This window comes from Chryseobacterium sp. S0630, assembly GCF_024158915.1.
Classification (GTDB): domain Bacteria; phylum Bacteroidota; class Bacteroidia; order Flavobacteriales; family Weeksellaceae; genus Chryseobacterium.
Genome location: NZ_JAMZGF010000069.1, coordinates 1 through 25,467, shown reverse-complemented (window position 1 = coordinate 25,467; position 25,467 = coordinate 1). Strand labels below are relative to the sequence as shown.

Annotated in this window: 31 protein-coding genes; 13 read left to right on the top strand and 18 right to left on the bottom strand. The window is 36.1% G+C overall.

What is annotated here, in order from left to right; all coding sequences use genetic code 11:
* Positions 1-463 precede the first annotated feature (463 nt).
* Positions 464-754: an HU family DNA-binding protein gene (locus tag NK356_RS21210; protein WP_002976900.1), complete on the bottom strand. Its 291-nt coding sequence runs from the start codon at positions 752-754 to the stop codon at positions 464-466.
* A 398-nt stretch (positions 755-1,152) separates the two neighbouring features.
* Between NK356_RS21210 and panD the strand changes: the two genes are divergently transcribed.
* The 8 genes from panD to NK356_RS21170 all read left to right on the top strand — a co-directional run bounded on the left by panD (position 1,153) and on the right by NK356_RS21170 (position 8,574).
* Complete coding sequence (gene panD / locus NK356_RS21205; RefSeq protein ID WP_002976902.1) at positions 1,153-1,503, top strand: aspartate 1-decarboxylase; 351 nt, start codon at positions 1,153-1,155, stop codon at positions 1,501-1,503.
* A 3-nt stretch (positions 1,504-1,506) separates the two neighbouring features.
* Positions 1,507-2,535, top strand: a complete 1,029-nt coding sequence (locus tag NK356_RS21200) for a lysylphosphatidylglycerol synthase transmembrane domain-containing protein (RefSeq protein WP_034698931.1) — start codon at positions 1,507-1,509, stop codon at positions 2,533-2,535.
* Positions 2,536-2,714: 179 nt separating this feature from the next.
* Positions 2,715-3,290: a TerD family protein gene (locus NK356_RS21195; RefSeq protein ID WP_034698933.1), complete on the top strand. Its 576-nt coding sequence runs from the start codon at positions 2,715-2,717 to the stop codon at positions 3,288-3,290.
* 27 nt (positions 3,291-3,317) lie between these two features.
* Entirely contained in the window at positions 3,318-3,995 is a 678-nt protein-coding gene (locus NK356_RS21190) for a TerD family protein (protein WP_034698935.1), read from the top strand.
* Between the two features lie 86 nt (positions 3,996-4,081).
* On the top strand, positions 4,082-4,720 hold the full coding sequence (locus tag NK356_RS21185) for a VWA domain-containing protein (RefSeq protein WP_034698937.1): 639 nt from the start codon (positions 4,082-4,084) through the stop codon (positions 4,718-4,720).
* 17 nt (positions 4,721-4,737) lie between these two features.
* Positions 4,738-5,781, top strand: a complete 1,044-nt coding sequence (locus tag NK356_RS21180) for a TerY-C metal binding domain-containing protein (RefSeq protein ID WP_034698939.1) — start codon at positions 4,738-4,740, stop codon at positions 5,779-5,781.
* Entirely contained in the window at positions 5,781-7,058 is a 1,278-nt protein-coding gene (locus NK356_RS21175; RefSeq protein WP_253317992.1) for a PP2C family serine/threonine-protein phosphatase, read from the top strand. The genes NK356_RS21180 and NK356_RS21175 overlap by 1 nt, the downstream gene beginning before the upstream one ends.
* A 4-nt stretch (positions 7,059-7,062) precedes the next feature.
* The gene (locus NK356_RS21170; RefSeq protein ID WP_034698941.1) at positions 7,063-8,574 is read left to right on the top strand and encodes a helix-hairpin-helix domain-containing protein; all 1,512 of its coding nucleotides are present in this window, start codon (positions 7,063-7,065) and stop codon (positions 8,572-8,574) included.
* Positions 8,575-8,795: 221 nt separating this feature from the next.
* Here the strand turns inward: NK356_RS21170 and NK356_RS21165 are convergent, their stop codons facing one another.
* From NK356_RS21165 to NK356_RS21130, 8 genes are all read right to left on the bottom strand, one after another.
* The gene (locus NK356_RS21165) at positions 8,796-9,236 is read right to left on the bottom strand and encodes an N-acetyltransferase (protein ID WP_034698943.1); all 441 of its coding nucleotides are present in this window, start codon (positions 9,234-9,236) and stop codon (positions 8,796-8,798) included.
* Between the two features lie 18 nt (positions 9,237-9,254).
* Complete coding sequence (locus NK356_RS21160) at positions 9,255-9,776, bottom strand: 3'-5' exoribonuclease (protein WP_253317991.1); 522 nt, start codon at positions 9,774-9,776, stop codon at positions 9,255-9,257.
* Between the two features lie 112 nt (positions 9,777-9,888).
* On the bottom strand, positions 9,889-10,107 hold the full coding sequence (locus tag NK356_RS21155; protein ID WP_253317990.1) for a hypothetical protein: 219 nt from the start codon (positions 10,105-10,107) through the stop codon (positions 9,889-9,891).
* Positions 10,108-10,410: 303 nt separating this feature from the next.
* Positions 10,411-11,610 (bottom strand): tyrosine--tRNA ligase, encoded by a 1,200-nt coding sequence (tyrS, locus tag NK356_RS21150; RefSeq protein ID WP_034698951.1) that lies wholly within the window; start codon positions 11,608-11,610, stop codon positions 10,411-10,413.
* Positions 11,611-12,116: 506 nt separating this feature from the next.
* Positions 12,117-12,704 (bottom strand): NAD(P)H-dependent oxidoreductase, encoded by a 588-nt coding sequence (locus tag NK356_RS21145; RefSeq protein ID WP_253317989.1) that lies wholly within the window; start codon positions 12,702-12,704, stop codon positions 12,117-12,119.
* A gap of 75 nt (positions 12,705-12,779) precedes the next feature.
* Positions 12,780-13,598, bottom strand: a complete 819-nt coding sequence (locus NK356_RS21140; RefSeq protein ID WP_253317988.1) for an AraC family transcriptional regulator — start codon at positions 13,596-13,598, stop codon at positions 12,780-12,782.
* An 11-nt stretch (positions 13,599-13,609) separates the two neighbouring features.
* On the bottom strand, positions 13,610-14,104 hold the full coding sequence (locus tag NK356_RS21135; RefSeq protein WP_253317987.1) for a GNAT family N-acetyltransferase: 495 nt from the start codon (positions 14,102-14,104) through the stop codon (positions 13,610-13,612).
* Positions 14,082-14,702: a TetR/AcrR family transcriptional regulator gene (locus NK356_RS21130; RefSeq protein WP_253317986.1), complete on the bottom strand. Its 621-nt coding sequence runs from the start codon at positions 14,700-14,702 to the stop codon at positions 14,082-14,084. The genes NK356_RS21135 and NK356_RS21130 overlap by 23 nt, the downstream gene beginning before the upstream one ends.
* Positions 14,703-14,801: 99 nt before the next feature.
* On the opposite strand from NK356_RS21130, the gene NK356_RS24190 reads away from it, so the two are divergent.
* Together NK356_RS24190 and NK356_RS21125 are read left to right on the top strand one after the other, a co-directional pair.
* Entirely contained in the window at positions 14,802-14,936 is a 135-nt protein-coding gene (locus tag NK356_RS24190) for a hypothetical protein (RefSeq protein WP_301288022.1), read from the top strand.
* On the top strand, positions 14,936-15,310 hold the full coding sequence (locus NK356_RS21125) for a hypothetical protein (RefSeq protein ID WP_034698963.1): 375 nt from the start codon (positions 14,936-14,938) through the stop codon (positions 15,308-15,310). Before NK356_RS24190 ends, NK356_RS21125 begins: the two co-directional genes overlap by 1 nt.
* A gap of 137 nt (positions 15,311-15,447) precedes the next feature.
* On the opposite strand, the gene NK356_RS21120 is transcribed toward NK356_RS21125, so the two are convergent.
* Together NK356_RS21120 and NK356_RS21115 are read right to left on the bottom strand one after the other, a co-directional pair.
* Positions 15,448-16,071: a hypothetical protein gene (locus NK356_RS21120; RefSeq protein ID WP_034698966.1), complete on the bottom strand. Its 624-nt coding sequence runs from the start codon at positions 16,069-16,071 to the stop codon at positions 15,448-15,450.
* Between the two features lie 94 nt (positions 16,072-16,165).
* Positions 16,166-16,546, bottom strand: a complete 381-nt coding sequence (locus NK356_RS21115; RefSeq protein ID WP_034698969.1) for a VOC family protein — start codon at positions 16,544-16,546, stop codon at positions 16,166-16,168.
* A gap of 204 nt (positions 16,547-16,750) precedes the next feature.
* Here NK356_RS21115 and NK356_RS21110 point away from each other — a divergent pair, with 204 nt between their 5' ends.
* Positions 16,751-17,314: a TetR/AcrR family transcriptional regulator gene (locus NK356_RS21110; protein WP_034698971.1), complete on the top strand. Its 564-nt coding sequence runs from the start codon at positions 16,751-16,753 to the stop codon at positions 17,312-17,314.
* A 39-nt stretch (positions 17,315-17,353) separates the two neighbouring features.
* Positions 17,354-18,760: an MFS transporter gene (locus NK356_RS21105; RefSeq protein ID WP_034698973.1), complete on the top strand. Its 1,407-nt coding sequence runs from the start codon at positions 17,354-17,356 to the stop codon at positions 18,758-18,760.
* A gap of 3 nt (positions 18,761-18,763) precedes the next feature.
* Here the strand turns inward: NK356_RS21105 and NK356_RS21100 are convergent, their stop codons facing one another.
* The 7 genes from NK356_RS21100 to NK356_RS21070 form a co-directional block, all read right to left on the bottom strand.
* Positions 18,764-19,867 carry a serine hydrolase gene (locus NK356_RS21100; RefSeq protein ID WP_253317985.1) on the bottom strand — a complete coding sequence of 368 codons (1,104 nt, stop codon included), beginning with the start codon at positions 19,865-19,867 and terminating at the stop codon, positions 18,764-18,766.
* Positions 19,868-19,974: 107 nt separating this feature from the next.
* Positions 19,975-20,706 carry a class I SAM-dependent methyltransferase gene (locus NK356_RS21095; protein WP_253317984.1) on the bottom strand — a complete coding sequence of 244 codons (732 nt, stop codon included), beginning with the start codon at positions 20,704-20,706 and terminating at the stop codon, positions 19,975-19,977.
* A gap of 88 nt (positions 20,707-20,794) precedes the next feature.
* Positions 20,795-20,995 carry a YqaE/Pmp3 family membrane protein gene (locus NK356_RS21090; protein ID WP_202971504.1) on the bottom strand — a complete coding sequence of 67 codons (201 nt, stop codon included), beginning with the start codon at positions 20,993-20,995 and terminating at the stop codon, positions 20,795-20,797.
* Positions 20,996-21,022: 27 nt separating this feature from the next.
* A complete protein-coding gene (locus tag NK356_RS21085) occupies positions 21,023-21,406 on the bottom strand; it encodes a tetratricopeptide repeat protein (RefSeq protein WP_034698981.1) in 384 nt (127 codons plus the stop codon).
* Between the two features lie 51 nt (positions 21,407-21,457).
* On the bottom strand, positions 21,458-21,877 hold the full coding sequence (locus tag NK356_RS21080; RefSeq protein ID WP_253317983.1) for a DUF1801 domain-containing protein: 420 nt from the start codon (positions 21,875-21,877) through the stop codon (positions 21,458-21,460).
* A gap of 80 nt (positions 21,878-21,957) precedes the next feature.
* Entirely contained in the window at positions 21,958-22,374 is a 417-nt protein-coding gene (locus tag NK356_RS21075) for a hypothetical protein (protein WP_034698985.1), read from the bottom strand.
* A 13-nt stretch (positions 22,375-22,387) separates the two neighbouring features.
* Positions 22,388-24,424 (bottom strand): M3 family metallopeptidase, encoded by a 2,037-nt coding sequence (locus NK356_RS21070; protein WP_253317982.1) that lies wholly within the window; start codon positions 24,422-24,424, stop codon positions 22,388-22,390.
* Positions 24,425-24,637: 213 nt separating this feature from the next.
* Here NK356_RS21070 and NK356_RS21065 point away from each other — a divergent pair, with 213 nt between their 5' ends.
* A complete protein-coding gene (locus tag NK356_RS21065) occupies positions 24,638-25,168 on the top strand; it encodes an SRPBCC family protein (protein WP_034698988.1) in 531 nt (176 codons plus the stop codon).
* Positions 25,169-25,467: the final 299 nt, after the last annotated feature.

Sequence of the window (25,467 nt, the reverse complement as noted above, 5' to 3'; positions counted from 1 at the left end):
AAACGGGCTAAAGCCCGTTCCTATTGAATGACTATTTTTTCAAATAGATCATAGGTTTCCACTATCAATAGAAGCGGGTTTTAGCCCGCTTATTTTATGATACATAATGATAGGGGCTTTAGCCAAAACTTATTTAGTTTGACCAGAATAATGACAACATATGCTGTATTATACTACCTTTTAAGTTTTGGCTAAAGCCGTGGGAATTGATATTTATTTTTAAACGGGCTAAAGCCCGTTCCTATTGAATGACTATTTTTTCAAATAGATCATAGGTTTCCACTATCAATAGAAGCGGATTAAAGCCCGCTTATTTTATGATGCATAATGATAGGGGCTTCAGCCAAAACTTAATAATTCTTACCCTCTTAAATCTTCTTAATGGTTTAATTTTCTATCACCATTGGAAATAAAAAAAGGCTGCTTCTAAGAAACAGCCCTTGAATTTTTGTAATCTGAATGATTATTTTTTCTTAGCACCTGAAACTGCATTTGATAAATCAGCTCCAGCTTTGAATTTAGCAACTTTTTTAGCAGCAATTTTGATTGGTTTTTTAGTTGCAGGGTTAATACCTTGTCTAGCCGCTCTCTCAGCTACTGAGAAAGTACCGAAACCTACTAAAGAAACTTTTCCGTCTTTTTTCTTTAAAGTAGTTGTAACGTTACCAATGAAAGATTCTAAAGCAGCTTTTGCTGCAACTTTAGTGATACCTGCATCTTTTGCGATTGCGTCGATTAATTCAGACTTGTTCATAATTTTTAATATTAAAGTTAGTTCGTAATTATAGCAAATATAGTACTATTTTCTAATTGTGCAATTTTTTTATTAAAACTTGTAAAATTTTTTTGCTTTTCACTGAAATCAGTTAAAATATGATAATTCCACTTTTCACAGAAAATCTACGTTACAGGTTACTAAAATCATGCCAAATGCTTATGTGTATTGACTTTAGCAAAAAGTTAATATTATTTTTCGTATTTATTAAATCCTAAATTGTGTATAAACAATTAATTTTTTGACCATATGATTGTTAAATCTATAAGTAATTTTTAAATTTCTTATGTTTTGTGAAATTAAACCCCTGTGTTTGTGGGAGTTTTAAAATGATAATAAAGACCTGTTTTATTAATTTTTATTAATAAATTTGCAGGATGTTAATAGAAGTTTTCAAGTCTAAGATTCATAGGGTGAGAGTAACTGCCTCTGACCTTAATTATATAGGGAGTATAACGATCGATGAAGATCTTATAGAAGCTGCCGGTCTGGTAGTGGGAGAAAGGGTCTATATCGTCAATGTGAATAACGGAGAACGTTTTGATACCTACGTTATCAAAGGAAAAAGAAAATCAGGAGAAGTATGTCTGAATGGTCCTGCGGCAAGAAAAGTACAAAAAGATGATATCATCATTATTATTGCTTATGCTCAGATGACTCCGGAGGAAGCAAAAGACTTCCAGCCTAAGATCGTTTTCCCGGATGAAAAAACAAATCTTCTTACGTAGTACATGGAGAAAACATCAAAAAGTCCGGTAAAATCCATACTAACAATAGTAATATCGCTTGCTTTTGCAGGCTTTTTTTTATGGCTTGCCTTAAGAGGGCTGGATTTTAAAGTCATTCAGAAGTCACTGGCAAAGGCTAACTATATCTGGGTATTATTTGCTTCCGTATTTGGTCTTTTGGCTTACTGGTTCAGGGCGATCCGTTGGAATCTTATGCTGGAACCTATGGGACACAGAATTTCAAATTCCAATGCACTTTGGTCCATATCATTTGGTTATCTGATGAATCTTACCATTCCTAGAAGTGGTGAAGTGGCAAGAGCTACTGCTTTATATGGAGTGGAGAAAGTACCTGTGGATAAATCTTTTGGGACTATCATTTTGGAAAGAGTGGTGGATCTTATTTGTATGATGGGATTTTTAGGACTGACATTATTGTTCAAATATGATGCAATTCTGTCATTCTATAAAAATTCTGGAGTCAATATCAACCCTACTAAAATAATATTGATCCTTTCCATTCTGGTTGTAGGAACAGTCTTATTTTTTGTATTTAGAAAGAAACTGGCGGAAGTTCCGTTTTTAGGGAAAGTAGTCAACTTTATTGATGGTATTTTTCAAGGGATCACTTCCATCTTTAAATTAAAAGAAAAAGGGAAATTCATTCTTTATACATTAGGAATCTGGATTTGTTATTATTTAGCAGCTTACCTGGTATGTTTTGCTCTTCCTGAAACCTCAGCATTTACCTTTGCAGACGGATTTTTCATTATTGTAGTGGGAACACTGGGAATGATTATTCCTGCCAGTGGAGGAATCGGAGCATATAACCTTGCGATGAAGTATGGTTTTATGGCGCTATTCATTTCAGTAGGAAAAAGTGCAGATTTCGGAGGTGAAATGGGGCTTACCTATTCCTTTATTTCTTTACCGCTGCAGATTGTGATTATGCTGGTGATGGGATTAATTTCTATTCCTATGCTCGCAAAAGCAAGAAACAATGCTGTTTCAGATAAAGAATTTGAGAATTAATTCAACATACATTTATACTATACAAGGTTCAATTTTTTAATTGGACCTTTTTTTATAGCCATTTTGTGACTTAAAGAGTTTAAAATTAAGCGGTATGGAACATTTTTTTATCAATAAATTTGGTCAATTCGTAAATCACTTCTATCTTAATGCAAAAAATAATCATAATATAAAACACTATGGCAATTAATCTACAGAAAGGACAAAAGATCGAGATAGGATTGACGAAAATGACGATTGGATTAGGCTGGGATCCGAATGAAGGAACCGGCTACGACTTTGACCTGGATGCTTCTGCAATCATGATTGATTCTGACAGAAAATTAGTAAGCGAAGAATACTTCGTTTTTTACAATAACCTGAATTCTCCGGATGGAGCGCTTACCCATACAGGAGATGACCCGAGTGGTAAAAACAGTGATGGTGACGATGATGAAGCTATTATTATAGATCTTGATAAAGTAGACTCAAGAGTGGAAGAGATTCTTTTCGTGGTAACCATTGAAGACTTTGAAAGAAGAAGACAGAATTTCGGACAGGTACGAAACTCTTATATCAGAGTAGTAGACAATCATTCCAACCAGGAGATTGCAAAATATGAACTGGATGAAGATTTCTCTATTGAAACCGGAGTAGAATTCGGAAGACTGTACAAAAGAAACGGAAGCTGGAAATTTGAAGCTTCAGGAATAGGATACAGAGCAGATTTAGGCTTCTTCCTTGAAAAATACTACAAAGGACAAATCATCAAATAAATCCTCAAATACACAAAAACTATAACTATGGCAATTAATTTACAGAAAGGACAAACAATAGATTTAAGAAAGAATGACCGCGGAGAAAGCGTTTATGATCTTTCAAAAGTAACCATCGGTTTAGGATGGGATGTAAGAAAACAAAGCAGCGGATTCTTCGGTAAACTGTTCAGCAAGGAAGCAGAATATGATCTTGATGCAGTAGCATTTCTTTTAGATGGCAACGGAAAAGTAGCTAATCTTGGAAGAACGGTACAGACCAATGACGGAAGACAAATGGGGCTTTACCAGGGAGATGTGGTTTTCTTCAATTCTATGCAGCATCCAAGCGGAAATGTATGGCTTACCGGAGATAACAGAACCGGAGCAGGTGATGGAGATGATGAGCAGATCATTGTAAGACTGGATCAATTGGATCAGAGCTATCAGAAGATTGTGTTCATTGTTACCATTTATCAGGGAAGAACCAATAATCAGCATTTCGGAATGATCGAAAATGCATTTATCCGTGCGGTAGATGCTTCAGGAAAAGAAATTACAAAATACAGCCTTTCCGGCGATTCAAGTATGAATGGTAAATGTGCAATGGTTTTTGCAGAAGCATACCGTCACAATGGCGACTGGAAATTCCGTGCTGTGGGAGAACCGCATAATACAGATAACTTTATAGATATTCTGAGACAGCAGTACGCTTATTCCAACTAAAATTTAAATTTTTTTCAACTCAAATATAAGCCGGCTTGGAAGTCTCCGACTCCCTCCGCCGGCTTCAGAATTAATACTTGTCTATAATGAGCAGGAGATTATTAGCTTATTTTTTATTAGATACTTCGGGGTCTATGAACGGAGAACCTATTCAGGCACTGAACAATGGTTTCAACGGCCTTATCAGTATGCTTCGTGCAGATCCGCAGGCGATGGACAGCTTGCATTTAAGTGTCATTACCTTTGATAGAGATGTTAAGAATATTATACCCTTAACAGATCTGGCAAGTTTTTATCCAATGGAGATTACTTGTCCGGATAGTGGCCCAACGCATACAGGAGCTGCTTTGGAAATGGTTTCTGAACTGGTTCAGAGGGAGATTGTGAAAGAATCGGCCGATGCAAAAGGAGACTGGCAGCCGTTACTGTTTATATTTACAGATGGAAAACCGTCGGATATTCAGAAGTACAGGCAGATGATTCCTGTAATCAGAGGACTGGAATTTGGGGCTATCGTAGGATGTGCGGCAGGCCCGAAAGCAGATGAGCAATTTTTGAAAGAACTGACCGATCATGTAGTAAAACTGGATACTACCGATGCCATTACCCTTTCTTCTTTTTTCAAATGGGTGAGTTCTTCCATTACTCAGGGAGGGCAATCACAGAATACAGGAGAAAATATCACATTACCTCCGCCACCATCGGAGCTTAATATTATTATTTAAAAAATTGTCTTTACACCATGAGAAGACTGCCTATTTATTTTTTAGTAGATATCTCCGAATCTATGGTAGGAGAACCTATTGAGCAGGTACAGGAAGGTATCGCCAATATCATAAGGGAATTAAAAAAAGATCCTTATTCACTCGAAACCGTTTATATTTCTGTGATAGGTTTTGCAGGAGAAGCTGAAGTGATTACTCCGATGCAGGATATTATCAGTTTTTATCCACCTAAAATTCCTATTGGAAGCGGGACATCACTTTCTCAGGGATTAATTAAAGTGATGGATTGTATCGACAGGGATATTGTGAAAACAACGTATGAAAGAAAAGGAGACTGGAAGCCTATCGTCTTCCTTTTTACAGACGGAGTTCCCACTGATGATGCCACTAAAGCCATTGAAAGATGGAATACCAAATACAACGGAAAATCTAACACCATTGCCGTATCTATAGGAGAAAATACCAATTATAAGCTTCTCGGTTCTCTGGCAGACAATGTTTTACTGTTCAATAATTCTGACGAAAATTCTTATAAAGAGTTTTTCAAATGGGTAACTGATTCTATTAAAACTACCAGCCAGAGTGTAACAGAAGCAAAAAAAGAAGGAATTAATTTGTCTAAAATTGATTCCCTTATTCTGGAGAAAGTAGATCCGGAAATGGAACAGAGATTTCCTGATAATAACTTTGTCGTACTGAACGGAAAATGTCAGGAAACGGAAAAGCTTTATCTGATGAAATTTAAAAAAGCATTTGCCGAATCAAGTATACCAGGCATGGCTACAAGATATTACAGATTGGACGGAGCTTATAAAATTGACGAAAAGGCCTATTACAGACTTTCCTCCAATCAGAAAACGCACCTTAAAATCAATATCGAAGAACTGGACGGAGGAACTTCATGTCCTCACTGTGCTAACCCGATTGCATTAGCTACCTGTTCGTGCGGAGGTATTCACTGCCTTAGGGGAGAAGGATACAGCAAATGTCCATGGTGTGGAACTTCCGATTATTATGGATTTTCCGGAGGAGGATTTGATATTAACAGAACGCTGGGCTAATGATGGGGAAATTTTTCAGGAAGTCAGCTGATGAATCCAAACCAAAAAGTATGGAACAGGCTATTGTTTTTAAAGAAAAGGAAGAATTCAAAGACGTTCATTGGGTGTTGAAAAATGCCAGTGCCAAACAGTTCTATGAATTCAGTTTCGATATGGAAGAGTTTCCCAATATTAAGATTCAGGATATCGGAAACCTGCACGAAACAGGGCTAAGTTTTGAAAATAATACAATCTCAGGAACTCCGGTGACGAATAATATGTACCATCTGGATGTTCAGTTTTATCATACTCATGATCAGAATCAGCTTGAAACCAAAAAAATACAGCTATTTGTCAACGCAGATCCCAAAGACTTATGGAAAAATATTCCAAGTGATATAAACGCTGCTTTTTATAAATCGGAAGAAGACTCATACAAAGGTTCTTTTTCGGAAAAAAAAATTGTTGTAGCTTCCAAAAGAGGACGTTCTCACGCTCATGAAGGCAAATTTCGTGAAGATGATTTCGCAGTAAATACGCTTCCTGAAGGTTGGAATATTATTTCTGTTTCAGATGGAGCAGGTTCAGCAAAGGCAGCCAGAGAAGGTTCAAGACTGGCAACCACAACGATCAATCAGTTTTTCAACTCACAGGAAATTTTAAAACAGATTGAAAATCATATCAATATTCTGTACACTACTCAGCCTTCTGATCAGGAACAGCTTGAAGCGAAACAGAATATCATCAATATTTTATCGGAAAGTGTTTCACATGTTCATCACACATTAGAAAAAACAGCAGTAGAAAATGCTCTTTCTATGAATGATCTGCATGCCACACTTATTTTTACTTTGCTTAAAAAGTTCAGTTTCGGATATATTATTCTGAGTTTTGGAGTGGGTGACTGTCCGATCAATCTGATTAATACAGACTTTTCTGAAGTAAAATTGTTAAACCGGATGGATGTGGGAGAATTTGGTGGTGGTACCCGATTTATCACTATGAAAGAAATTTTTAATGATAGAATGGTTTCCCGTTTCCAAATTACCTGTGTCGAGGATTTTTCCTATCTGGTGCTGATGACAGACGGTATTTATGATCCTAAATTTACCACAGAAAATAAACTGGAAGATACAGAAAGTTGGAAAGCACTTTTTGAAGACCTTGCCGGAAATAATGATGACCGGACGAAAGCCGATTTTATCAACGATGAAAAAATTGATGAAGAACTTTTAATCTGGAGCGATTTCTGGAGCAGAGGAAATCATGATGATCGTACATTGGCCATAATCTATTAATACCATGAAAAAGACCATTAAAGTTGTTTCTGTTCTGGATGCAGCCAAATCCTATGAATATGTAGATGAAAACCCTATCAGGGGCGGAGTGAAAGATGTTTATTTTTCGCCCGATAAAGACTATGTAGTCGCTTTCTACCGAAATCCACTGGATGAAGGACAGAAGGAAAGAATCATGAGAATTGTTTCTACCTATCTGCAAAGTATACAGAGTGGTAATACTTCTGAATATTTTCTGAACGAAATATTCAGATGGCCTTATGATATCGTTGAAAGAAATAAACTCACAGGAATTGTAGTTCCTGTTTATCACCATAAATTTTATTTTGCTAAAGGCTATATTGGTTCAGATAACATCCAGGGACAGGATAAAGTGGGGAAGTGGTTTACCGCTCCCATGTTCAGAAATCAGCAATATCCGTTGAGATTGGATCAGTCAGAATTGGGAGATTGGCTGAGCTATTTCCAGATTGCGGTTAATATCAGCAGAGGCGTGAAAAAGCTCCATCAGATGGGGTTGGCACACTCCGATTTGTCTTATAACAATATTCTGGTAGATCCTGTGACAAAATCTGCCTGTATCATCGATATTGACGGTCTTGTGGTTCCCAAACTCTTTCCACCGGAAGTGATAGGAACTGCAGACTTCATTGCGCCCGAAGTTTTAAAAACCCAACATTTGAAGCTTCAGGATCCTGAAAGACATTTACCCAATCAAAAAACAGATCTGCATGCCCTTGCTGTTCTGATTTATATGTATCTGTTGAGAAGACATCCGCTGCGTGGAGGAAAAATCTGGGATTTAGATTCTGAACAGGACGAAATTTTATCCATGGGAGAAAAAGCGATGTTTGTAGAACATCCGGAAAATAATTCCAACCATGTAAAATCAGATCATCTCAGAAAATGGGATGCATTCTGGGGCGATCCTCAAAAAATCCCGTATACCGTTACAGGTCCATATATTTCAGAATTGTTCAGAAAAACATTCATTGACGGATTACACGATCCTATCAGACGTCCCACGGCCAATGAGTGGGAAACCGCATTGCTGAAAACCGTAGATCTGATCCAGCCTTGCCAGAATTCCGGCTGTACAGAAAAATGGTATGTCTTTGATAATACCAGCAATCCAAAATGCCCGTTCTGCGGAACACCTCATCAGGGAACACTTCCGGTATTAGATCTGTATTTCAGGTTTGATGATGAGGTATGGAAGCCGGAAAATCACAGATTAATGGTGTATCATAATCAGTATCTGTTCAAATGGCATGTTTCCAGAAAAGTGATACGTAACGAAAACCTGACGATGCAGGATAAAATGCCTGTGGGATATTTTACATTCCATCAGGGGAAATGGGTATTGGTGAATCAGGGATTATCCGGTATGAAGGATGTCACAGAACAAAAAGAAATTCCACCAGGTTCTATGGTTGAACTCACCGATGGTAAAAAAATATTGCTTTCCTCAGAAGAAGGCGGAAGACTGATCTACGTAACGATGGCAAACCAATAACCCGTCATTGCGAACGTAGTGAAGCAATCTCATATTCTCAGATCTCGCAGATAATTGTGATCATTTGTGCTCATTTATTTGTGAGATTTGTGTTTAAATCAAAAAAAATAGAATGATAAGATTGATTTTAGCATTGTCCCTATTCAATAGAAACGGGCTTTAGCCCGTTTAAGAAATAGATTTAGATTCCAACGGCTTTAGCCAAAACTTAAAAAAAACATCTATTGCCTTTCCGTTTCCATAAAATAAGAATACTGATCTTCATCCACAATTCTGAACCCAAGACTTTTATAAAGATGCTGAGCCTTATTGGTTTTTAAAACACTTAATGAGACTGTTTTTCCTGCTAAAGAAGCTTCCTCTAAAATATCAGACAAAATCCTTTTTCCAAGCCCTTTACCTTGCTGGCTGGGATCTATCTGAAGTTGCAGAACCTCAATATTCGTAAACGTTCTGTCTACTTTTAACAGTCCGATGGGCTTATCATTTAAAAAAATAATATTAGCTTTTTCAAACTGATACAGAACTCTTTGCAGGGTCGTTTCTCTGTCAGTAGAAAGTCCTGAAGTTTCATAATGAGGATTCATGGTTTTCATTCTGAGATTGAGAAGAAAATCAATATCAGTTTCATCAGCTTGTTTATAATGCAGGTCAGGATTCATATTCAAAAATTAGAGTTTTTACTTTAATGCAATTTTCAGTCCCATTTCTTCTTTCATGTACAGCAAAACTTCTGCATTTCCTCTGGCATCATCTACCGGATTGTGCGTGTGTTCCGTCTTGCGGAGATGTTTCCATTGGGCAAAAGTATCTTTTTCCAGTCCGCAGTATAGATCAGAAAGTCGTCGGGAAGAAAAGCCAAAAGGATTCCTTCCGATAAAATGATGAAAATACCAGCAGATAAACATCCAGTCGAAACCATTATTATCACTGACGAAAATAGGTCTGCCTTTGGAATGGGTTGTAATCCATTCTTCAAAAGCAAGCATTACAGCTTCAGGATCGTCAAAACTCATTGTTTCTTCTCTGCTGAAACCGGAAATTGCTAACGCATCAGGATTAAATCTCTCAGAAACAGGCTTTAATTTTCCATAAAAAGTAGTATCCAGTTCCTCATTCACGAGTACTGCTCCGAAGCAGATCATTGAAAAATCACCGGGAATCGGGCCGTCCGACTCTATGTCAACCATGATGTAGCTCATTGGAAATAGTTTTTAGCGGAACGAAGATATTGAAATAAGCTGAGAGATGGAAGAGGGAGGAGGGAAGCTGGAAGTTACTTTTTGTTTTATAAAGAACTTGTGTGTTTTTAAATCAATGAATATTTAAAAAAATGTCCCAATCAAAAAACTCAATAAGTTCATCGTCTGAAAAAACTTCCCTCCTCCTGCTCCCATTCTCCATCCTTAACGTCTCTGTATTCAGATCAATATTAAAAAAAATGTCTCTATCAAAGAACTCAATAAGTTCATCGTCTGAAAAAACTTCCCTCCTCCTGCTCCCATCCTCCCGCCTTAATGTCTCTGTATTCAAATCAATATTAAAAAAAATGTCTCTATCAAAAAACTCAATAAGTTCATCGTCTGAAAAACTTCCCTCCTCCAGCTCCCATCCTCCCGCCTTAAAGCCTCTGTATTCAAATCAATATTAAAAAAAATGTCCCAATCAAAAAACTCAATAAGTTCATCGTCTAAAAAAACTTCCCTCCTCCTGCTCCCATCCTCCCGCCTTAAAGCCTCTGTATTCAAATCAATATTAAAAAAAATGTCTCTATCAAAAAACTCAATAAGTTCATCGTCTGAAAAACTTCCATCCTCCAGCTCCTATCTTCCATCCTTATACTAGCTCAAAAAAGCCCCTTTTCCCGATTTTTATTTTCGTTTGAGGAATCAGCTCCATTTCTTCATTTGAGTCCGTTATTTTGATTGTATTGATCTGAACTCCTCCATCCTCAATTAATCTTCTGATGGCAGATTTGCTGAGGTCTTTTTTAAGCTGATGACAAAGCTCTACAAGTGATATGTTGTTCTCCATACTTTTCAATGAACTGATCGCAACAGGTTCGTATACTTTCTCTTGAAAATTTTTATTCTGAAATTGGTTGATGAAAAACTGTTCCGCACTTTGAGCCGAAGCAGTATCGTGGTATTGACTGATGATATTTTTAGCAATCAGCTTCTTAATATTCATTGGGTTTTCCCCTTCTTGTATTCTTGAAAGAAGCGTTGTTTTTTCTTCAATAGAAAAATCGGTAGTCAGGTTGATAAATTCTTCAATCAAAGCATCCGGAATAGACATGGTTTTTCCAAACATTTCATTAGGTTCGTCCGTCAATCCAATAATATTGTTCAGGGATTTACTCATTTTTTCCTTTCCGTCAAGACCTCTCAGTAGAGGCATACACATCACAATCTGAGCCGGCATTTGATGTACTTCCTGGAGCTGCCTTCCCATGGTACAGTTGAAGAGCTGATCCGTGCCACCCATTTCAATATCACACTCTATTTTTACAGAATCAAAACCCTGAAGAATCGGGTAAACCAGTTCATGCATGGCAATAGGTGTATTTTCTGTGAATCTTTTATTGAAATCATTGCGGTGCATCAATTGGGCAACAGTCACTTTTGAAAGCAGTTGGATGACCTCAGAAAAGTTCAATGTGTCCAGCCAGTCAGAATTGAAAACAATCTTTGTCTTCTGTACATCAATTACCCTGGAAAGCTGGTTGATATAAGTCTGGGCATTATGCTGAACATCTTCAGCGCTTAAAGGTTTTCTGGCTTTATTTTTTCCGGTGGGATCGCCAATTCTTGCCGTAAAGCTTCCTACGACTATAATGATCTGATGGCCCAGATCCTGAAACTGTTTCAGTTTTTTTAAGACGACTGCATGTCCCAGATGCAGATCCGGAGCGGTAGGATCAAATCCCAGTTTGATGGAAAGTTTTCTGTTTTCTTTTTCGGCTTGAGCCAATTTTTCTTCCAAACCGTTTTCAGGCAGGATGATAGCCACATTTTCTTGTAATGGATGAATCATGTTTGAATAGTTTTAAAATGAAAAAAGCCCGGACAGGTACTGTCCGGGCTCTATATATACGTTAGATTATTTTATTGGATTACAGATATAGAAAGTCTTCCCGAACGATAGCTCGGTGTATAATATTCACTGAAGAATGGAAGACGTAATATACTGTTCAGATGTTTCATTGTGATGCAAATATACAGGAGTTTCCTGAAGATCCAATATTTAAACCATTAAGACGCATTGTAGGGTTATAACAAGATTTGTTTTAAAAGAAAAACTTAACCATCCATCAATCTTAATGGCTTAAAATAATGGTTCAAAACAATTTTACTTGCGGTTTTTGAAGCTAATTTCATGCCATAAATCCCTTAAAAATAAAATACAGGATAAAGATGTAAAAACTGTATTTTATTATTTTCTTTGCTATTTTATAAGAAGTCCGAAAAACAGGGAGGATCTTCCGGTTTTCAGTTTGCGGTTTCATGGAAAAAAATTAATAATTTAAGGTATATAGCCACCTAATTGAATACATGTTCAGTGTATAAATTTTTAATCTGATCTTTCCAGTTTTCCAAATCTTCGGGAGAAGCTTTATCTGCTTTGTCAAAAAATAAATGTCTGATAATTTCCAGTCCGGAGTAGATGAAAATGCCATGGTCGGAAGTTAGGGTAAGCGCTTTATCCATTCCCATTTTTTCATATTCATCATGAGATTTTCCATGGGTGTTGATGATGACAGCTTTTTTATCTTTCAGAAGCCCTTTCTGTATACCCTGATCATAGCGGTAAGCAAAACCATAACTGAAAACGCGGTCTATATATCCTTTCATCATAGCGGGAAGACCTGTCCACCAGATAGGATAAATAAAAGTAATCTGTTCTGCCCACGAAATATGATCCTGTTCGTTTTTTACATCATCTGATACTTTTCCCATCCGTTGTCCCTGCATATCATTCAAAGAAAGAACAGGATCGAAACCGATTTTGTAAAGATCTCTCACGATAATTTCCTCGTTGTGAGATTGAAGGGTTTCCACAACAGAGTTTAAAAGATGATGATTTAAACTGTTTTCATTGGGGTGCGCGTAAATGATTAAATGTCTCATTGTTTTGATTGTTAAGATTAATGAGACAAAAGTAGTACGACGTACCTTTCAAAAATTGTAAGAAAACGAAACAGATTATTTTGATTTTGGGTTGCAGATCTCCTGCTGGAACTTTAAATACTGAGACGGTGAAATGTTGATAAAATGCTTAAAATCATGGATAAGCTGGCTCTGATCATAGTAACCGCATTCATCAATGATAGTAAACCATTTGACCTGATTTTGTTTTTCAGTTTCTTTTTCGATGAGTTGTATTGCTTTTAAAAAACGGTTGTAACGGGTTAGCTCTTTTAAGGAATATCCAAACTGTTCTTTCTGTTTCCGCTGTATGTTTCTTTCCGTCTGTTGAGTCTGCTCTGCAATGACTTTAACGGGATTTAAAAGATCGTTCTCAAAACTGCTCAAAAGCTGGCTGGTAATATCCCAGTCCTGCAGATAAGGTTCACAGAACTCAAGAATATGATTCACCTGTTCTGTGACTGAATTTAATCGGGTAAGCTGATGCCAAAGGTCTGTAAAGCAGTTTTCTTCCAGCAATTCATCCGGATGCCTTACCAATTGTTCAATGGATATTTTTCCAAAAAATCGAAAAAACGCATCATCTTTAAAATTAGCAACCAGGATAGAGCAGCCAGCGGGAAGTGTGTATTCAAAAGCTTGTCTCACTGGCCCGAACACCATACATTTATCTACATTTATGATGGTCTTTTCCCGGGTAGACATGGTAGCATTTTCTCCAAAACAAAATAAGAGAATGGTCTGATAAGTAGGGAGAAGGGTCTTAGTTATTGAGGATTCAGAAGTATTTTCAGCAAAATAGAAATGAGTAAATACATTTTCAAATTCCTGTGGAACTGAAATTCTGTACTCGTTATATTCTGAACGTAATTCCATAATCCTGAAAGTTAATAGATGAGGTTTTTTACCATTTTATAATTGGTCATGGAAACTCCTTTTACGTTGACAGTCTGCTCCTGGACAACCTTAAAACCAGATTTTTCAAAAAATGATCTGGCTGTTTTGCTTACATCTGCAGTAAGCTCTTTCTTCTTATTCAATAAAGCTTCTTTTTCAATCTGTTGATAAAGCAGGGTTGCAATTCCTCTGTGCTGAAAATCTTTGTGTACAAAAAGCAGATCAATATAATTTCCCTGATCGAGTGTACAGAAACCTGCTATTTTATTCTTTATTTCGGCTATCACAACATATTGATCTCTGATTACTTTTATCCATCTTTCCTCATTTTCTGCACCGGATTTCCAGGCTTCAAGTTGTTGAAGATCATAGTCTCTTTTACACACCTCATCTATTGTTGCAGTAAACAGCTGCAGCATTGTCGGAAGATCATCGTAAATTCCTTTTCTGAGGATGATATGATTATCTGATGTATTGCTGTTCATAAAATTTTTGCTGTTCTTTATTGAGAAGTGGATAGAAAAGATTCATTTGTAACAGTGTATAATGCTGAATGGCTTCTTTTGGATTGAGTTTCAAAATAAGTCTGTTATGGGTAAGCCAGTTGTCGGCAATGATGAAAATCTGCTCAACAAGACCATCTATAATAAAATGAGGTACATCTTTCTGAAATATATTGTTCTTCTGAAGATCTGAAAAGATCATTTGAAATTCCTCTTTTCTGCTGAAATTAATCCCTTCATAATGGGCTTGGATGTCAGGATTCCGATTCAGAATATCTATAAAATTGATAAATATAAAACGGTAAGAATAAAAAATTTCACAGGTAGAATAGGTAAACTGATAAAGATCTTCAAGACTTTTATTTTCTTTTTTTTTCATCTGGTTCAGCAGCTCATCCATTTCCAGGGTAAGCTCTGAGAAAAGGATTGTGATGATGTCTTCTGAGTGCTTGAAATGATAATGCAGGTTTCCCGCACTGATATGAAGTTCAGCCGCAATATGTCTTGTGGTAATATTGTTATACCCTTTATCATTAAATAATTCCAGTGCTTTAGACAGAATTTTATCCTTTGTCTTCATAACCCAAAGATAAGAATATCATAGTGGATATAAATCATATTTTTAAAATTAGAACAATTGTTCTAATTTGATATCTTTGCAGTATCAAATCTTATGACAATGGAAGGTAAACCAAAATTCAATTATGAATCAGCAGAAAATACTGATCAAGAAAGTAAAACAGATCCTCAGGAAGTTATATCAAAAATATTGCAGGTGATTCTTGGGGTGATAATGGCTGTTTTGCATATGTGATGAAAAAAAGAATTTCCTTTTGGTTTCTGCTGGGACTGTCTGCCTGGGCAATTATTATTCTGCTGAGAAGAAAAGGAATTGTAATTCCCGTAATCAACAATCATTTCACAGATTGTATTACGGTTCCCATGTATTGCTATCTGATAGAATATATCATGAATGGAGTGCTGGGCTATCAATGGAAACCTGATTTTAAATTTGTACTGACTTCAATCCTGTACCTTTCTTTTTTATTTGAAATATTATGCCCTAGAATATCATCCCGTTTCACTGCAGATTTTTTTGATGTGCTGGCTTATTCTGCAGGAGGTATGCTATACTATTTTATGGCAGTCAGGCAGGTTCATAAAAAAGCCAACAGTTCTGCATCGTAAAGAAGACTGTTGGCTGTGTTATAGTTTTTATCCTGGTTCAATAATTATAATTGCTGCATTTTGAGCAGCGGTTTTCATACGGTTATGTATAGAAGACAATTATTGAAGGCAAGATGTTACATGAATGCAAAAAAAATCTATTCCTGTTCCAGCTTGATGATAGGTCCTTTGTAAAATTTGGTCAGGTCATACAGATCTGTAAAATAATGCTGAAGATCCGGGATGATTGCAGGATCAAAATCTTTCAAACCACATTGGTCTTCTGCCAGAAGGTATAAAGACTGGTTATCCGGTTTCAGATATTCACAGAGTATATTATCAGGATGCTGTTTTCTGTTGATTATTTCTGTCAGAAATATTCCGTAGATCAGAAACTGATTGAAGTTTTTAGAATCCACAATATAATTCATATCCTGTTTCAGCAGTTTTTCATAATCTGAAAGAATCTGAAGAAAATTTTCGGCATGAACGTTTGTCGGAATTTCATAAAAAAGATCAATACCATTGATGAAAAGCTGTGTTTTGGTTTCCTCGTGATCTGAAGAGTATACTTTATGAAACCATTGAAAAATAAGCAGAAGTTCTTCCTGTGTAAGTTCTTCAACGGAATCCTTTATTTTTTCTTTAATCGTTTCAAGGGTATTTTTCGCTTCAGGCTGAAGAAATTTTAAAATATTTTCTTCTTCACGGCTCAGCTTATTGTACAAATTAATTTTGGCAACAGTTGGATTGGTCTTGATGAAATAAAGTTCTTCCGCCATAATTATTTACCCAATTAGATTTCAAATGGTTGTTTAAATATACAAAATATGCGTCAACTGTATTAAAAAAAATAATATGCAGTGAATGGGATGGCTATTTTACCGTTTCATGCAATGCTATTCTGTTTCCTTCTGAGTCTTCAAATTCTGCTACGGCAAATCCATATTTTTCGTCTATCCTTTTAGGGTAAAGAACAGAACCTCCATGCTGAACAGCTTTTTCTAATGTCTGATCAATATTCTCTGTTTTAAAATAAATGATCACTCCGTTTTTAGAAGGTTTGTAAACTTCTCCTTTAGCCAAAGCTCCCGTGATGCCACTGTTTTTCTCTTCAAAAGGAAACAAAGCCATCTCATAGCTGTCTATAATCTCTTTATCAAAACTAAAGTTGAAAACTGCAGAATAAAACTTTTCAGCACGTTCAAGATCATTCACAGGAATTTCAAAGTAGACAACAGGATTGGTAGATTTCATATTTTTTACAGGATTGGTTTTCTGCGACTGTGTGCAAGATATGCCTATTAGCAATAAAAAAGTCAAAAAACAGGATAACAGTTTCATGATTTCAGAGTTTAAACGAGGGAATGATTTACAGAATCTAAAATAGAGTTTTTATCTCAATTTTAAAAATAGATAGACTTATCTATTTTTTTATTTACATTTGTAAAAATTTTCAAGATGAAAAAGGAAAAAGTACGCGAAAGAATTATCAGGGTTGCCTCAGATTTGTTTTATAAGCAAGGATACAATTCTACGGGAATCAATCAGATTATTGCGGAAGCTGATATTGCGATTGGTTCTTTGTACAATCACTTTTCATCTAAGAATGATCTTCTTCAGGCTTATCTTATCAAAGAAGAAATTCAGTGGTTTGAAGGATTTGAAAACAGCACATCCAGAATTTCAGATCCAAAAGAAAAGATTCTTGCGCTTATTGATTACAGAAAAAAGCTGCAGCAGACTTCAAAGTTTGCAGGATGTCATTTCATTAAAATTGTCTCTGAAATAGGAGAGGGCAATCCTTCTGTTTCCGGTTTTGCCAAACAGCATAAAGAAAAACAAAAAGATTTGATCAAGACCCTTGTTAATGAATGTGCTACAAAAGGTCAAATAGCTGATCCCGGTTTAATAGCAGAAAATATTTTCCTTTTAATAGAAGGAGCAGTTGTCACCTCTACCATCAACAGACAAAATGATTCTTTTGATCAGGTGAAAAAAATGGTACAGGGTTTATTACCCTAATTTTTTTGAATATTAAAAAATAGATATATCTATATAAAAATGGAACGTAAGTATTTGAAATTAATGGTTGTATTGTTTGGTCAGTTGTTGACGATTATGGATATTTTTATCATCAATGTATCCATACCATCCATACAGCGTGATCTTCATGCTTCTCACGGAGAAATGCAGTTTATGATTGCGGCTTATCTTATTGGATTTGCATCTTTACTGATTACCGGAGGAAGACTTGGAGATTTGTACGGAAGAAAAAAAATGTATGTGATTGGATTATTAGCTTTTATGATAAGCTCTGTTGCCTGCGGGATTTCTGTAGGAGCAGGTCAGTTGGTTATTTCAAGATTTGTGCAGGGAATAAGTGCGGCAATGATGGCTCCTCAGGTACTTTCAATGATACAGATCCTGTTTTCTGACCATAGGGAGCGCACCAAAGCAATGGGCTGGTACGGAATTACCATTGGTATAGGAACTGTTTTGGGACAGTTTCTTGGCGGCTATTTTTCATCCCTTACAGTAATGGAAGAGCCATGGAGACTTATTTTTCTAATGAATATTCCTATAGGTTTACCAGCAATTTTCCTTACCCTGAAGCTATTGGACGAATCTAAAATTCCTGTGAAACAACCCTTTGATGCAGGCGGCGTTTTAATTCTTTCTGCAGGATTGTTCTGTGCTACTTATGCTTTAACCCTATCTGAGCATGATGGACTGCATTTCAAAAATGTTTCATTAGTGATGGTTTCGGCCGGAATTTTATTCACTTTTATTAAAAATCAGAAGAAAAAAATCCAAAAGGAACATGCTTATCTGATTGATTTTGAGTTGTTCCGTTTTAAAAATTTCAATCTCGGGATTATAGCGGTGTCATTCTTTTTTATCATGCTTGATTCCTACTTTTATATTTTGTCACTCTTTTTTCAGGACGGATTAAAGATCAGCCCGTTAGCAGCGGGAGAGATTATCGGTTTTCAGGGATTGGGTTTTATCTTTGCGTCATTCATTTCCGTAAAACTGATTTTAAAATATGGCAAAAAAGCCCTGATAGCAGGACTTAGTTTTATCATTATAGTTCTTATTGTTCAGTTGTTTTTATTCAGGGTACAGACTAATTTTACGGTTTTCTGTCTGCTGTTGTTTCTGCATGGATTGGGAATAGGATCCGTCATTCCTTCACTGGCTAACATAGCGATGTCTGGAATGTCTGAAAAACTGATTGGAAATGCTTCCGGTGTTTACAATACTTTTCAGCAGATTGCTGCTATAGTCGGAATTGTTGCTGTAGGAAGTGTTTTCTATTATGTTTTGGGAGTAAAGCCTTCTGTAGAGTATTATCACGAAGCTTTTTCCGTTGCATTACTGATTAATATTTTTTGTCTGATTTTTGTGATGATCTGTGTTTTCAAAGTTCCAAATCATGTTCTTCCTGAAATGAGACATCGAAAATGAAAATCAGGGTTTCTTTGATGAGGTTTTCATTTCCTGTAAAGTAGCTTTTGCCATATTTTTGGTCACCTCAGTAGGAGAGTGGCAGTCGCAGTTGCTGAGCCCAATCACATAAACATCTTCAGCAGGAATGTAAACTCCCATACTTTTAAATCCGAAGACACTTCCTCCATGCTCACGGTCAGGAATTCCATTGATATCTTTCAAATGCCATCCGTAGCCATAAGTAAATTCTTCACCATTATTCAGTTTATATTTCTGAAAGGCTTTTTGAGTTTCCTTTAAATCCAATATTAAATTTTGATTTAAAGCCTGCTGCCATTTCTGCATATCATCTGCTGTAGACATCAGTGATCCGGAAGAAAATGGAACACTGAAACTGATGACTGTTTTATTCACAAATCCTTGTTCCTTTTTGTGATATCCATAAGCTCTTTGAGGAATAACTTTTCTGTCGGAAGCATAATAAGAATGAGTCATTCCTGCTTTATAAAAGATATTTTTCTTAATAAAGTCTTCATAGGAAATTCCTGAAACAAGCTCAATAATATATCCCAATACCACATATCCGGAATTGTTATAATCAAACTTTTCTCCGGGTGCGAAATCAACAGGTTCGTTTTTGAAAAAATTCACCATTTCTTCGGGTTTCATTTCTTTTTGGGCAATGGAAGAGATTGACTTCATTTTTGTAAAGTCCTTTATTCCTGAAGTATGGGTCAGAAGATGATGAAGGGTGATCTTATCTCCGTTAGGATAATCTTTGATGTATTGGGAAACAGGATCAGTGACACTAAGTTTTCCCTGTTGCTCAAGCAGTAGAATAGCCACCGCAGTAAACTGTTTGGTCATTGAACCAATTTGGAAAATATTCTCAGGGGTCATATTGACGTTAAGTTCAAGATTCGCTTTCCCAAATGCTTTTCGATACAGATTTTTTCCGTTTTGAGTAATCAGAAAAACTCCGCCAGGCTCATTTTTATTCCCGAATTCTGTCTGGATAATGCTGTCAATCTTCTTTTCATATCCTTTTGATAATGTCTGTGCATTAATTGTATGGGGTACAAATGAAAGCAGAATAAGTGGGGTTATCAGTTTTTTAATAATCATATCTATGTATTTTGTTATACAAAGATATAATTTATTTTAATTACTATGTTATACAATATAGTAAGGTGTGTTTTATTTTTTAAATTTTAAAATTGATTTTCTAAAAATTATTTCAATACAGAGATTAATAACATCATAGGTCTGCGGAGTTCTTCTTTCATTTCAGGAATTTCTTTCAACATTTCCTGACTTGGCTCCGGCTCGATAATTTCCTTGATGGTGAAGCCGTGTTGTAATAAAGTATTCAGATAGGAAGTTAAAGTACGGTGATATTTAATGACATTTTCCCCGAGGAAAGTTGTATTCCTTTTTCCTTCAATAAAATAACGGTCTACCGGCCAGCTGATTTTTTCACCATTTTTATCATATACCCAATCCTGGCTACCTTCCGCAGTGAAAACAGGATGCTCTACTGAAAATATAAAAGATCCTCCCTGAGTAAGCCATTTGTAAATATTATGTACCAAATTACCAAAGGATTCTACATAATGTAACGTGAGTGAACTGAGTATCAGATCAAATTTTTCAGCAGGATAATCCACTTCTTCCAGAGCTTTTCTTTCATATTGAATTCCTTCCAGATTATTGATCTCTTGTGCTTTTGCCAGCATTCTTTCTGAAAGATCAATTCCAATCACAGATTTTGCTCCATTTTCTATAGCATATCGGCAATGCCAGCCGAAACCACAACCGAGATCAAGGATATTTTTACCCTGAAAATCCGGTAGCATATTTTTCAAAGTATGCCATTCTCCGGCTCCTTCCAGCCCAATCTGAGAACGAAGCATTTTTTCGTACTGGTTAAAAAATGATGGATTGTCGTATTTATTTTCTTTCATAGCTTGCAATTTTTCGGTTACTTAAAAGGAATTACAGTATTCAAATAAGGCTCTTAACTTATGGAACTTTCAATTGCAGATCATGTGCCTAGCGTTTGTTTTCCCGCATTGCTTTAATGAGTTTATCGTTTCGTTTTTCAGCTCTTTCATTATTTAAAGAAAGTACAGCCCAAATGGCAGCTGGAAGCCATCCGATCAACGTAATTTGTAAAATAAGGCAGATAATTCCGGTGAAGACTTTTCCACGGACCATGAAAGATAAGAAGGGAAGTAAGATGGCTAATAACATGATTCTAAGTTTTTATTTGAATTAATTTTAACGGGACTGAGGATCGAAATAGGCTTTAAAAGTGAGAGGATCTTCCGTTTTATCCTCCGCTTCTTCAAGATATTCCAAATACTCTTCCTGATGTTTCTCCATATAAACAAGCACAATAGCGAGGTTTACAAAAAGATTTTTGTCTTGAGAACCCAAATTTAGTGCCGTTTTTAAATACTCCAGCGCCATTTCATTTTCTCCCATATCCGAGTAAATAGCACCAATATTGATTAAAGCCGCTGTATTTTTAGGCTCAATCAATAAAATCTCATCTAATTCTTTAATCAACAGATCATTTAAAGTATCCCAATGGTCTTCATTTTCCCATCTTTTAGCCTGAAGTTTTTTTACGTTTTCTAATCTTGTTGTTATCGTACTCATTATTTAGAATTACAGAATGAATGTTTACTTATAAGGTGCAAATTTAGCTTTTTACTCTTTAAGTCCATCCAGTATGGCCGCTTTCAGGATTTCAATGTTGATATCTTTCAATGCTTTGAATTTAATACAATACCCAGTGACGCTTGCTTTCCCTATTTTATCTCCGTAGGTTTCAGATAAATAGGTTTTATCACCGATATTCATGATATAAACGGAGATGCCTGTTGTATTGGCACTCATACCAATCTGATAAAAATCTCTTGTTTTTCCACCAGCATATTGCATGACATACGATCCATACCCGATATTAGGATTGGAAACGGTTTTGTTCTCATCGTTTTTACCATCGAGGAACCACAGCTGGCAATCCGGTATCAGTTCCAGAATAATGTTGTGAAGTTCCTGCATATCATTACGCTTAAGTTCCGGCTGACTGTTGATGTAGTCCTGGATTTGTTCTTGGGTGGTCATAGATCATGAGATTATTGAGCGACTAATTTAAAACAAAAAAGAACAGCAATCACTGTTCTTTTATATTGTATTTTCCTGATTTATTGAATCAGTTCTTTCATTGTTTTCTCTGTTTTCATCAGTTCACCTTGTGGAATCTGATGATGAAGATAAGTGAAAAGCAAATTGGTGACCCAGCTGTTTTCAATCTGATGAATGTAGTAAGAGCAGATCAAACCAAAATCATCGGAAATATAAGCCGGAAGATCTGAAGAACCGGTACTTCTGAATGTGGAAACAAAAATTTCCTTTCGGATATCACTTATTTTGTCTTCTGTTTCCTCATCAAAAGGCATTTCTTCAATCATCTGATACGCTTTCATCCATTCATCTGAAAACTCTGCAGAATCTCTGCTATCAAGAATTTCATCAATCTTTTCTGAAGTAATATGGTCAAGAACTGTTTTTAAAGATTGATTAAAAACTGCTTCCAGCATGTTAATTTTTTCTGTCGTCATCTCAGCCTGTATTCTATCCAAATGCTCTTTTCAGTAAGCTTTCTACTTTTGGTTCACTACCTCTGAAATTTTTGTAAAGCTCCATCGGATCTTTCGTTCCCCCTGAAGAAAGCAGTACTTTATATTTAGCTGCAATCTCAGGATTGAAGATTCCGTTTTCTTTGAAATACTGGAATGCATCCGCATCCAGAACTTCCGCCCATTTGTAAGAATAATATCCTGCGGAATATCCTCCCTGGAAAATATGTGAGAAACTTGGGCTCATTGCCGTTTCTGCGTTGGAAGGGTAAAGAGTGGTTGCTTTGGTATATTTATCTTCAAACTCTTTTACACTCTCGTTCTCCAGTTCTGCCACTTTTGTGTGATAGTTCATATCCAGAAGTCCGAAACCAAGTTGTCTTAAAGTCTGATATCCTTCCATGAAGTTTTTAGACTGTTCAATTTTTTCAATTTTTTCATCAGGAAGTACTTCTCCGGTCTTATAATGTTTTGCAAACGTTTTTAAGAATTCCGGTTCATAACAGAAGTTTTCCAGAAACTGTGACGGAAGTTCCACAAAATCCCATTTCACAGAAGTTCCGGAAAGAGTAGGATATTGAGTATCTGCCATCATGCCGTGAAGCGCATGTCCGAACTCGTGGAATAGAGTAGTCACTTCCTGGAAAGTCAGTAAGCTAGGCGTATCTTTTGTTGGTTTGCTGAAGTTGCAGACAATTGAAATATGCGGGCGGGAATTTTCACCGTTTTGTTTGTACTGATTTTTGTAGCTGGTCATCCATGCACCGGCTCTTTTTCCTTTTCTTGGAAAATAATCAACGTATAATAATGCCTTGTATCTGTCAGCCTGAGCGGAGTCGAAGGCTTCTTTTACTTCATATACTTTTACATCTTCGTGGTATTTTGGAATGTCGTTTCTTTCTTCAAACGTCAACCCGAAAAGTTCTCCAGCCAATCCAAATACAGCATCCTGTACCTGATTTAATGGAAAATAAGGTTTCAATTCTTCATCATTAAGATCGAATTTTGCCTTACGAAGTTTTTCAGCATAGAATGCATGGTCATAACCTTGCATTTCTTCAATTCCGTCAGCTTTTGCTAAAGCTTTTAATTCTTCAATTTCCTGATCAGCATAAGGTTTTGCTTTGGTCAGAAGTTCATTTAAAAAATCTAAAACTTTTACCGGAGACTTAGCCATTCTCTCTTCCAATACGAAATCTGCATAGTTTTTATATCCGATAAGTTCTGCTTTTTGTTGCTTTAAATTCAAAAGCTCCTTAATCAGATTCTGGTTATCAAATTCTCCACCATCGAAAGATTTTTTACCATTGGCTAAAGCCAGTTCTTTTCTCAGTTCACGGTTTTCAGCATAGGTCATGAACGGAATATAGCTTGGATACTGTAAAGTGACTACCCAGCCTTCAAGATTTCTTTCTTTCGCTTCTTCAGCATATTGATCGATGATCGCCTCAGGAATTCCTGCAAGATCTTCTTTATTGGTGATATGTTTAAAATAAGCATTGGTGGAAGCCAATACATTCTGTCCGAACTGTAAAGATTTTAAAGAAAGATCCATGCTGATTTTCTTTAATTTTTCTTTGTCTTCCTCATTCAGTAAAGCTCCGCTTCTTACAAAACCTTTGTAGGTTTCATTCAAAAGCATTTCCTGCTCTTCGTTGAGATTATATTTTTCCTTTTCATCATATACTTTTTTGATTTTGTTGAAAAGGGCTTCGTTTTGAGAAATTTTTGAAGAATATTCTGTTAAAATTGGAGAAACTTCCTGAGCAATCTGTTGGATTTCGTCGCTGGTCTCTGCAGAATTTAGGTTGAAAAAAATATTCGAAACCACATCCAGCTGCTCTCCTGAATAAGCCAAGGCCTCAATTACGTTTTCGAAAGTAGGAGCTTCGGGATTGTTAACAATCGCATCAATTTCTGCTTCAGATTTTTGTATCAATTCTTTAAATGCAGGAAGATAATCTTCATTTTTAATACTGTTGAATGGGGCTGAATGATATGGTGTGTTAAATTTTTCTGTTAAAATATTCATTTTTTGATCTTTTTATATAAGGTAAATTTAATGATTCATCGGGAATCACAGCTGAAACGCTCAAAAATAATGCCTTACTGGCAAGTTATGACAAAAATACCTTATCTTTAATTAATCTTGTCATATGGAAAGAGGGAGTGATGTGGGAATATTTAATTTTGAGAACAGATTTAAAAGTCATCATTAAAATAAACAACCTTAAATATATAGACTATGAAAACACTCTTAAAAATTATCGGTATCATCATTGTACTGATTCTTATCTATGCTGTTATTGCCATACTGGCTTTCAGTAAAGATTATCACTATGAAAAATCTATTGTTATCAATGCACCACAGGAAAAAGTATGGGCTTATACAGGTAATCTAAAAGGATATAACCAATGGGATCCTTTTTCCAAAGCTGATAAAAACATTGTCATTACCTATTCAGGGAACGGAGATAAAGTAGGAGATTCCTATCACTGGAAGGGAGATAAAAATGTAGGAGAGGGTGAACAGGCCATTACAGAACTGGTTCCCAACCAAAAAATGGGAACGAAACTTCATTTTATAGAACCTTTTGAAGGAGATATGAAAGCGAATTTCATTATGGCTCCTGAAGGAAGCGGAACGAAAGTGACATGGATGATTGATAATGAGCTTACTCCTATGATGAAGATTATGAAGCCGATGATGAATGGCAATATGGACAAGATGTTCAGTCAGGGGCTGGGCGATCTGAAAAAACTTGCTGAAAAATAAGAAAAAAGAGGCTGTCCCAAAAGGACAGTCTTTTTTTATGCGTCCGATCAAAAGTATAAATACATTGGAAATATCAATATTTATGGCATGAATTAACAGGTCGCTCCTCCGGAGCTCTAATTTTAAAATAAATACGTCCTATTAACAGCCAGCTCCTATTGGAGCTGGATTTGATCCCATCGGGATCAACTGTTAGTAGAAAAAATGAGATCGCCGTAAAATAAAGCTCCGGAGGAGCGACCTGTTAATTCTATTTAAATTTTATCGAACAAGAATGGTTTTTTATATAAAGTGTCAGA

What these genes read in the sequence shown, in the direction of transcription:
- NK356_RS21145 (WP_253317989.1), bottom strand. Translation starts at nt 12,704, where the DNA reads ATGAGACATTTAATCATTTACGCGCACCCCAATGAAAACAGTTTAAAT.
- NK356_RS21125 (WP_034698963.1), top strand. Translation starts at nt 14,936, where the DNA reads ATGAAAAAAAGAATTTCCTTTTGGTTTCTGCTGGGACTGTCTGCCTGG.
- NK356_RS21160 (WP_253317991.1), bottom strand. Translation starts at nt 9,776, where the DNA reads ATGAGCTACATCATGGTTGACATAGAGTCGGACGGCCCGATTCCCGGT.
- NK356_RS21070 (WP_253317982.1), bottom strand. Translation starts at nt 24,424, where the DNA reads ATGAATATTTTAACAGAAAAATTTAACACACCATATCATTCAGCCCCA.
- NK356_RS21100 (WP_253317985.1), bottom strand. Translation starts at nt 19,867, where the DNA reads ATGATTATTAAAAAACTGATAACCCCACTTATTCTGCTTTCATTTGTA.
- panD (WP_002976902.1), top strand. Translation starts at nt 1,153, where the DNA reads ATGTTAATAGAAGTTTTCAAGTCTAAGATTCATAGGGTGAGAGTAACT.
- NK356_RS21210 (WP_002976900.1), bottom strand. Translation starts at nt 754, where the DNA reads ATGAACAAGTCTGAATTAATCGACGCAATCGCAAAAGATGCAGGTATC.
- NK356_RS21075 (WP_034698985.1), bottom strand. Translation starts at nt 22,374, where the DNA reads ATGACGACAGAAAAAATTAACATGCTGGAAGCAGTTTTTAATCAATCT.
- NK356_RS21105 (WP_034698973.1), top strand. Translation starts at nt 17,354, where the DNA reads ATGGAACGTAAGTATTTGAAATTAATGGTTGTATTGTTTGGTCAGTTG.
- NK356_RS21065 (WP_034698988.1), top strand. Translation starts at nt 24,638, where the DNA reads ATGAAAACACTCTTAAAAATTATCGGTATCATCATTGTACTGATTCTT.
- NK356_RS21165 (WP_034698943.1), bottom strand. Translation starts at nt 9,236, where the DNA reads ATGAATCCTGACCTGCATTATAAACAAGCTGATGAAACTGATATTGAT.
- NK356_RS21110 (WP_034698971.1), top strand. Translation starts at nt 16,751, where the DNA reads ATGAAAAAGGAAAAAGTACGCGAAAGAATTATCAGGGTTGCCTCAGAT.
- NK356_RS21120 (WP_034698966.1), bottom strand. Translation starts at nt 16,071, where the DNA reads ATGGCGGAAGAACTTTATTTCATCAAGACCAATCCAACTGTTGCCAAA.
- tyrS (WP_034698951.1), bottom strand. Translation starts at nt 11,610, where the DNA reads ATGATTCATCCATTACAAGAAAATGTGGCTATCATCCTGCCTGAAAAC.
- NK356_RS21115 (WP_034698969.1), bottom strand. Translation starts at nt 16,546, where the DNA reads ATGAAATCTACCAATCCTGTTGTCTACTTTGAAATTCCTGTGAATGAT.
- NK356_RS21190 (WP_034698935.1), top strand. Translation starts at nt 3,318, where the DNA reads ATGGCAATTAATTTACAGAAAGGACAAACAATAGATTTAAGAAAGAAT.
- NK356_RS21080 (WP_253317983.1), bottom strand. Translation starts at nt 21,877, where the DNA reads ATGACCACCCAAGAACAAATCCAGGACTACATCAACAGTCAGCCGGAA.
- NK356_RS21195 (WP_034698933.1), top strand. Translation starts at nt 2,715, where the DNA reads ATGGCAATTAATCTACAGAAAGGACAAAAGATCGAGATAGGATTGACG.
- NK356_RS21130 (WP_253317986.1), bottom strand. Translation starts at nt 14,702, where the DNA reads ATGAAGACAAAGGATAAAATTCTGTCTAAAGCACTGGAATTATTTAAT.
- NK356_RS21170 (WP_034698941.1), top strand. Translation starts at nt 7,063, where the DNA reads ATGAAAAAGACCATTAAAGTTGTTTCTGTTCTGGATGCAGCCAAATCC.
- NK356_RS21200 (WP_034698931.1), top strand. Translation starts at nt 1,507, where the DNA reads ATGGAGAAAACATCAAAAAGTCCGGTAAAATCCATACTAACAATAGTA.
- NK356_RS21140 (WP_253317988.1), bottom strand. Translation starts at nt 13,598, where the DNA reads ATGGAATTACGTTCAGAATATAACGAGTACAGAATTTCAGTTCCACAG.
- NK356_RS21135 (WP_253317987.1), bottom strand. Translation starts at nt 14,104, where the DNA reads ATGAACAGCAATACATCAGATAATCATATCATCCTCAGAAAAGGAATT.
- NK356_RS21085 (WP_034698981.1), bottom strand. Translation starts at nt 21,406, where the DNA reads ATGAGTACGATAACAACAAGATTAGAAAACGTAAAAAAACTTCAGGCT.
- NK356_RS21175 (WP_253317992.1), top strand. Translation starts at nt 5,781, where the DNA reads ATGATGGGGAAATTTTTCAGGAAGTCAGCTGATGAATCCAAACCAAAA.
- NK356_RS21180 (WP_034698939.1), top strand. Translation starts at nt 4,738, where the DNA reads ATGAGAAGACTGCCTATTTATTTTTTAGTAGATATCTCCGAATCTATG.
- NK356_RS21185 (WP_034698937.1), top strand. Translation starts at nt 4,082, where the DNA reads ATGAGCAGGAGATTATTAGCTTATTTTTTATTAGATACTTCGGGGTCT.
- NK356_RS24190 (WP_301288022.1), top strand. Translation starts at nt 14,802, where the DNA reads ATGGAAGGTAAACCAAAATTCAATTATGAATCAGCAGAAAATACTGAT.
- NK356_RS21095 (WP_253317984.1), bottom strand. Translation starts at nt 20,706, where the DNA reads ATGAAAGAAAATAAATACGACAATCCATCATTTTTTAACCAGTACGAA.
- NK356_RS21090 (WP_202971504.1), bottom strand. Translation starts at nt 20,995, where the DNA reads ATGTTATTAGCCATCTTACTTCCCTTCTTATCTTTCATGGTCCGTGGA.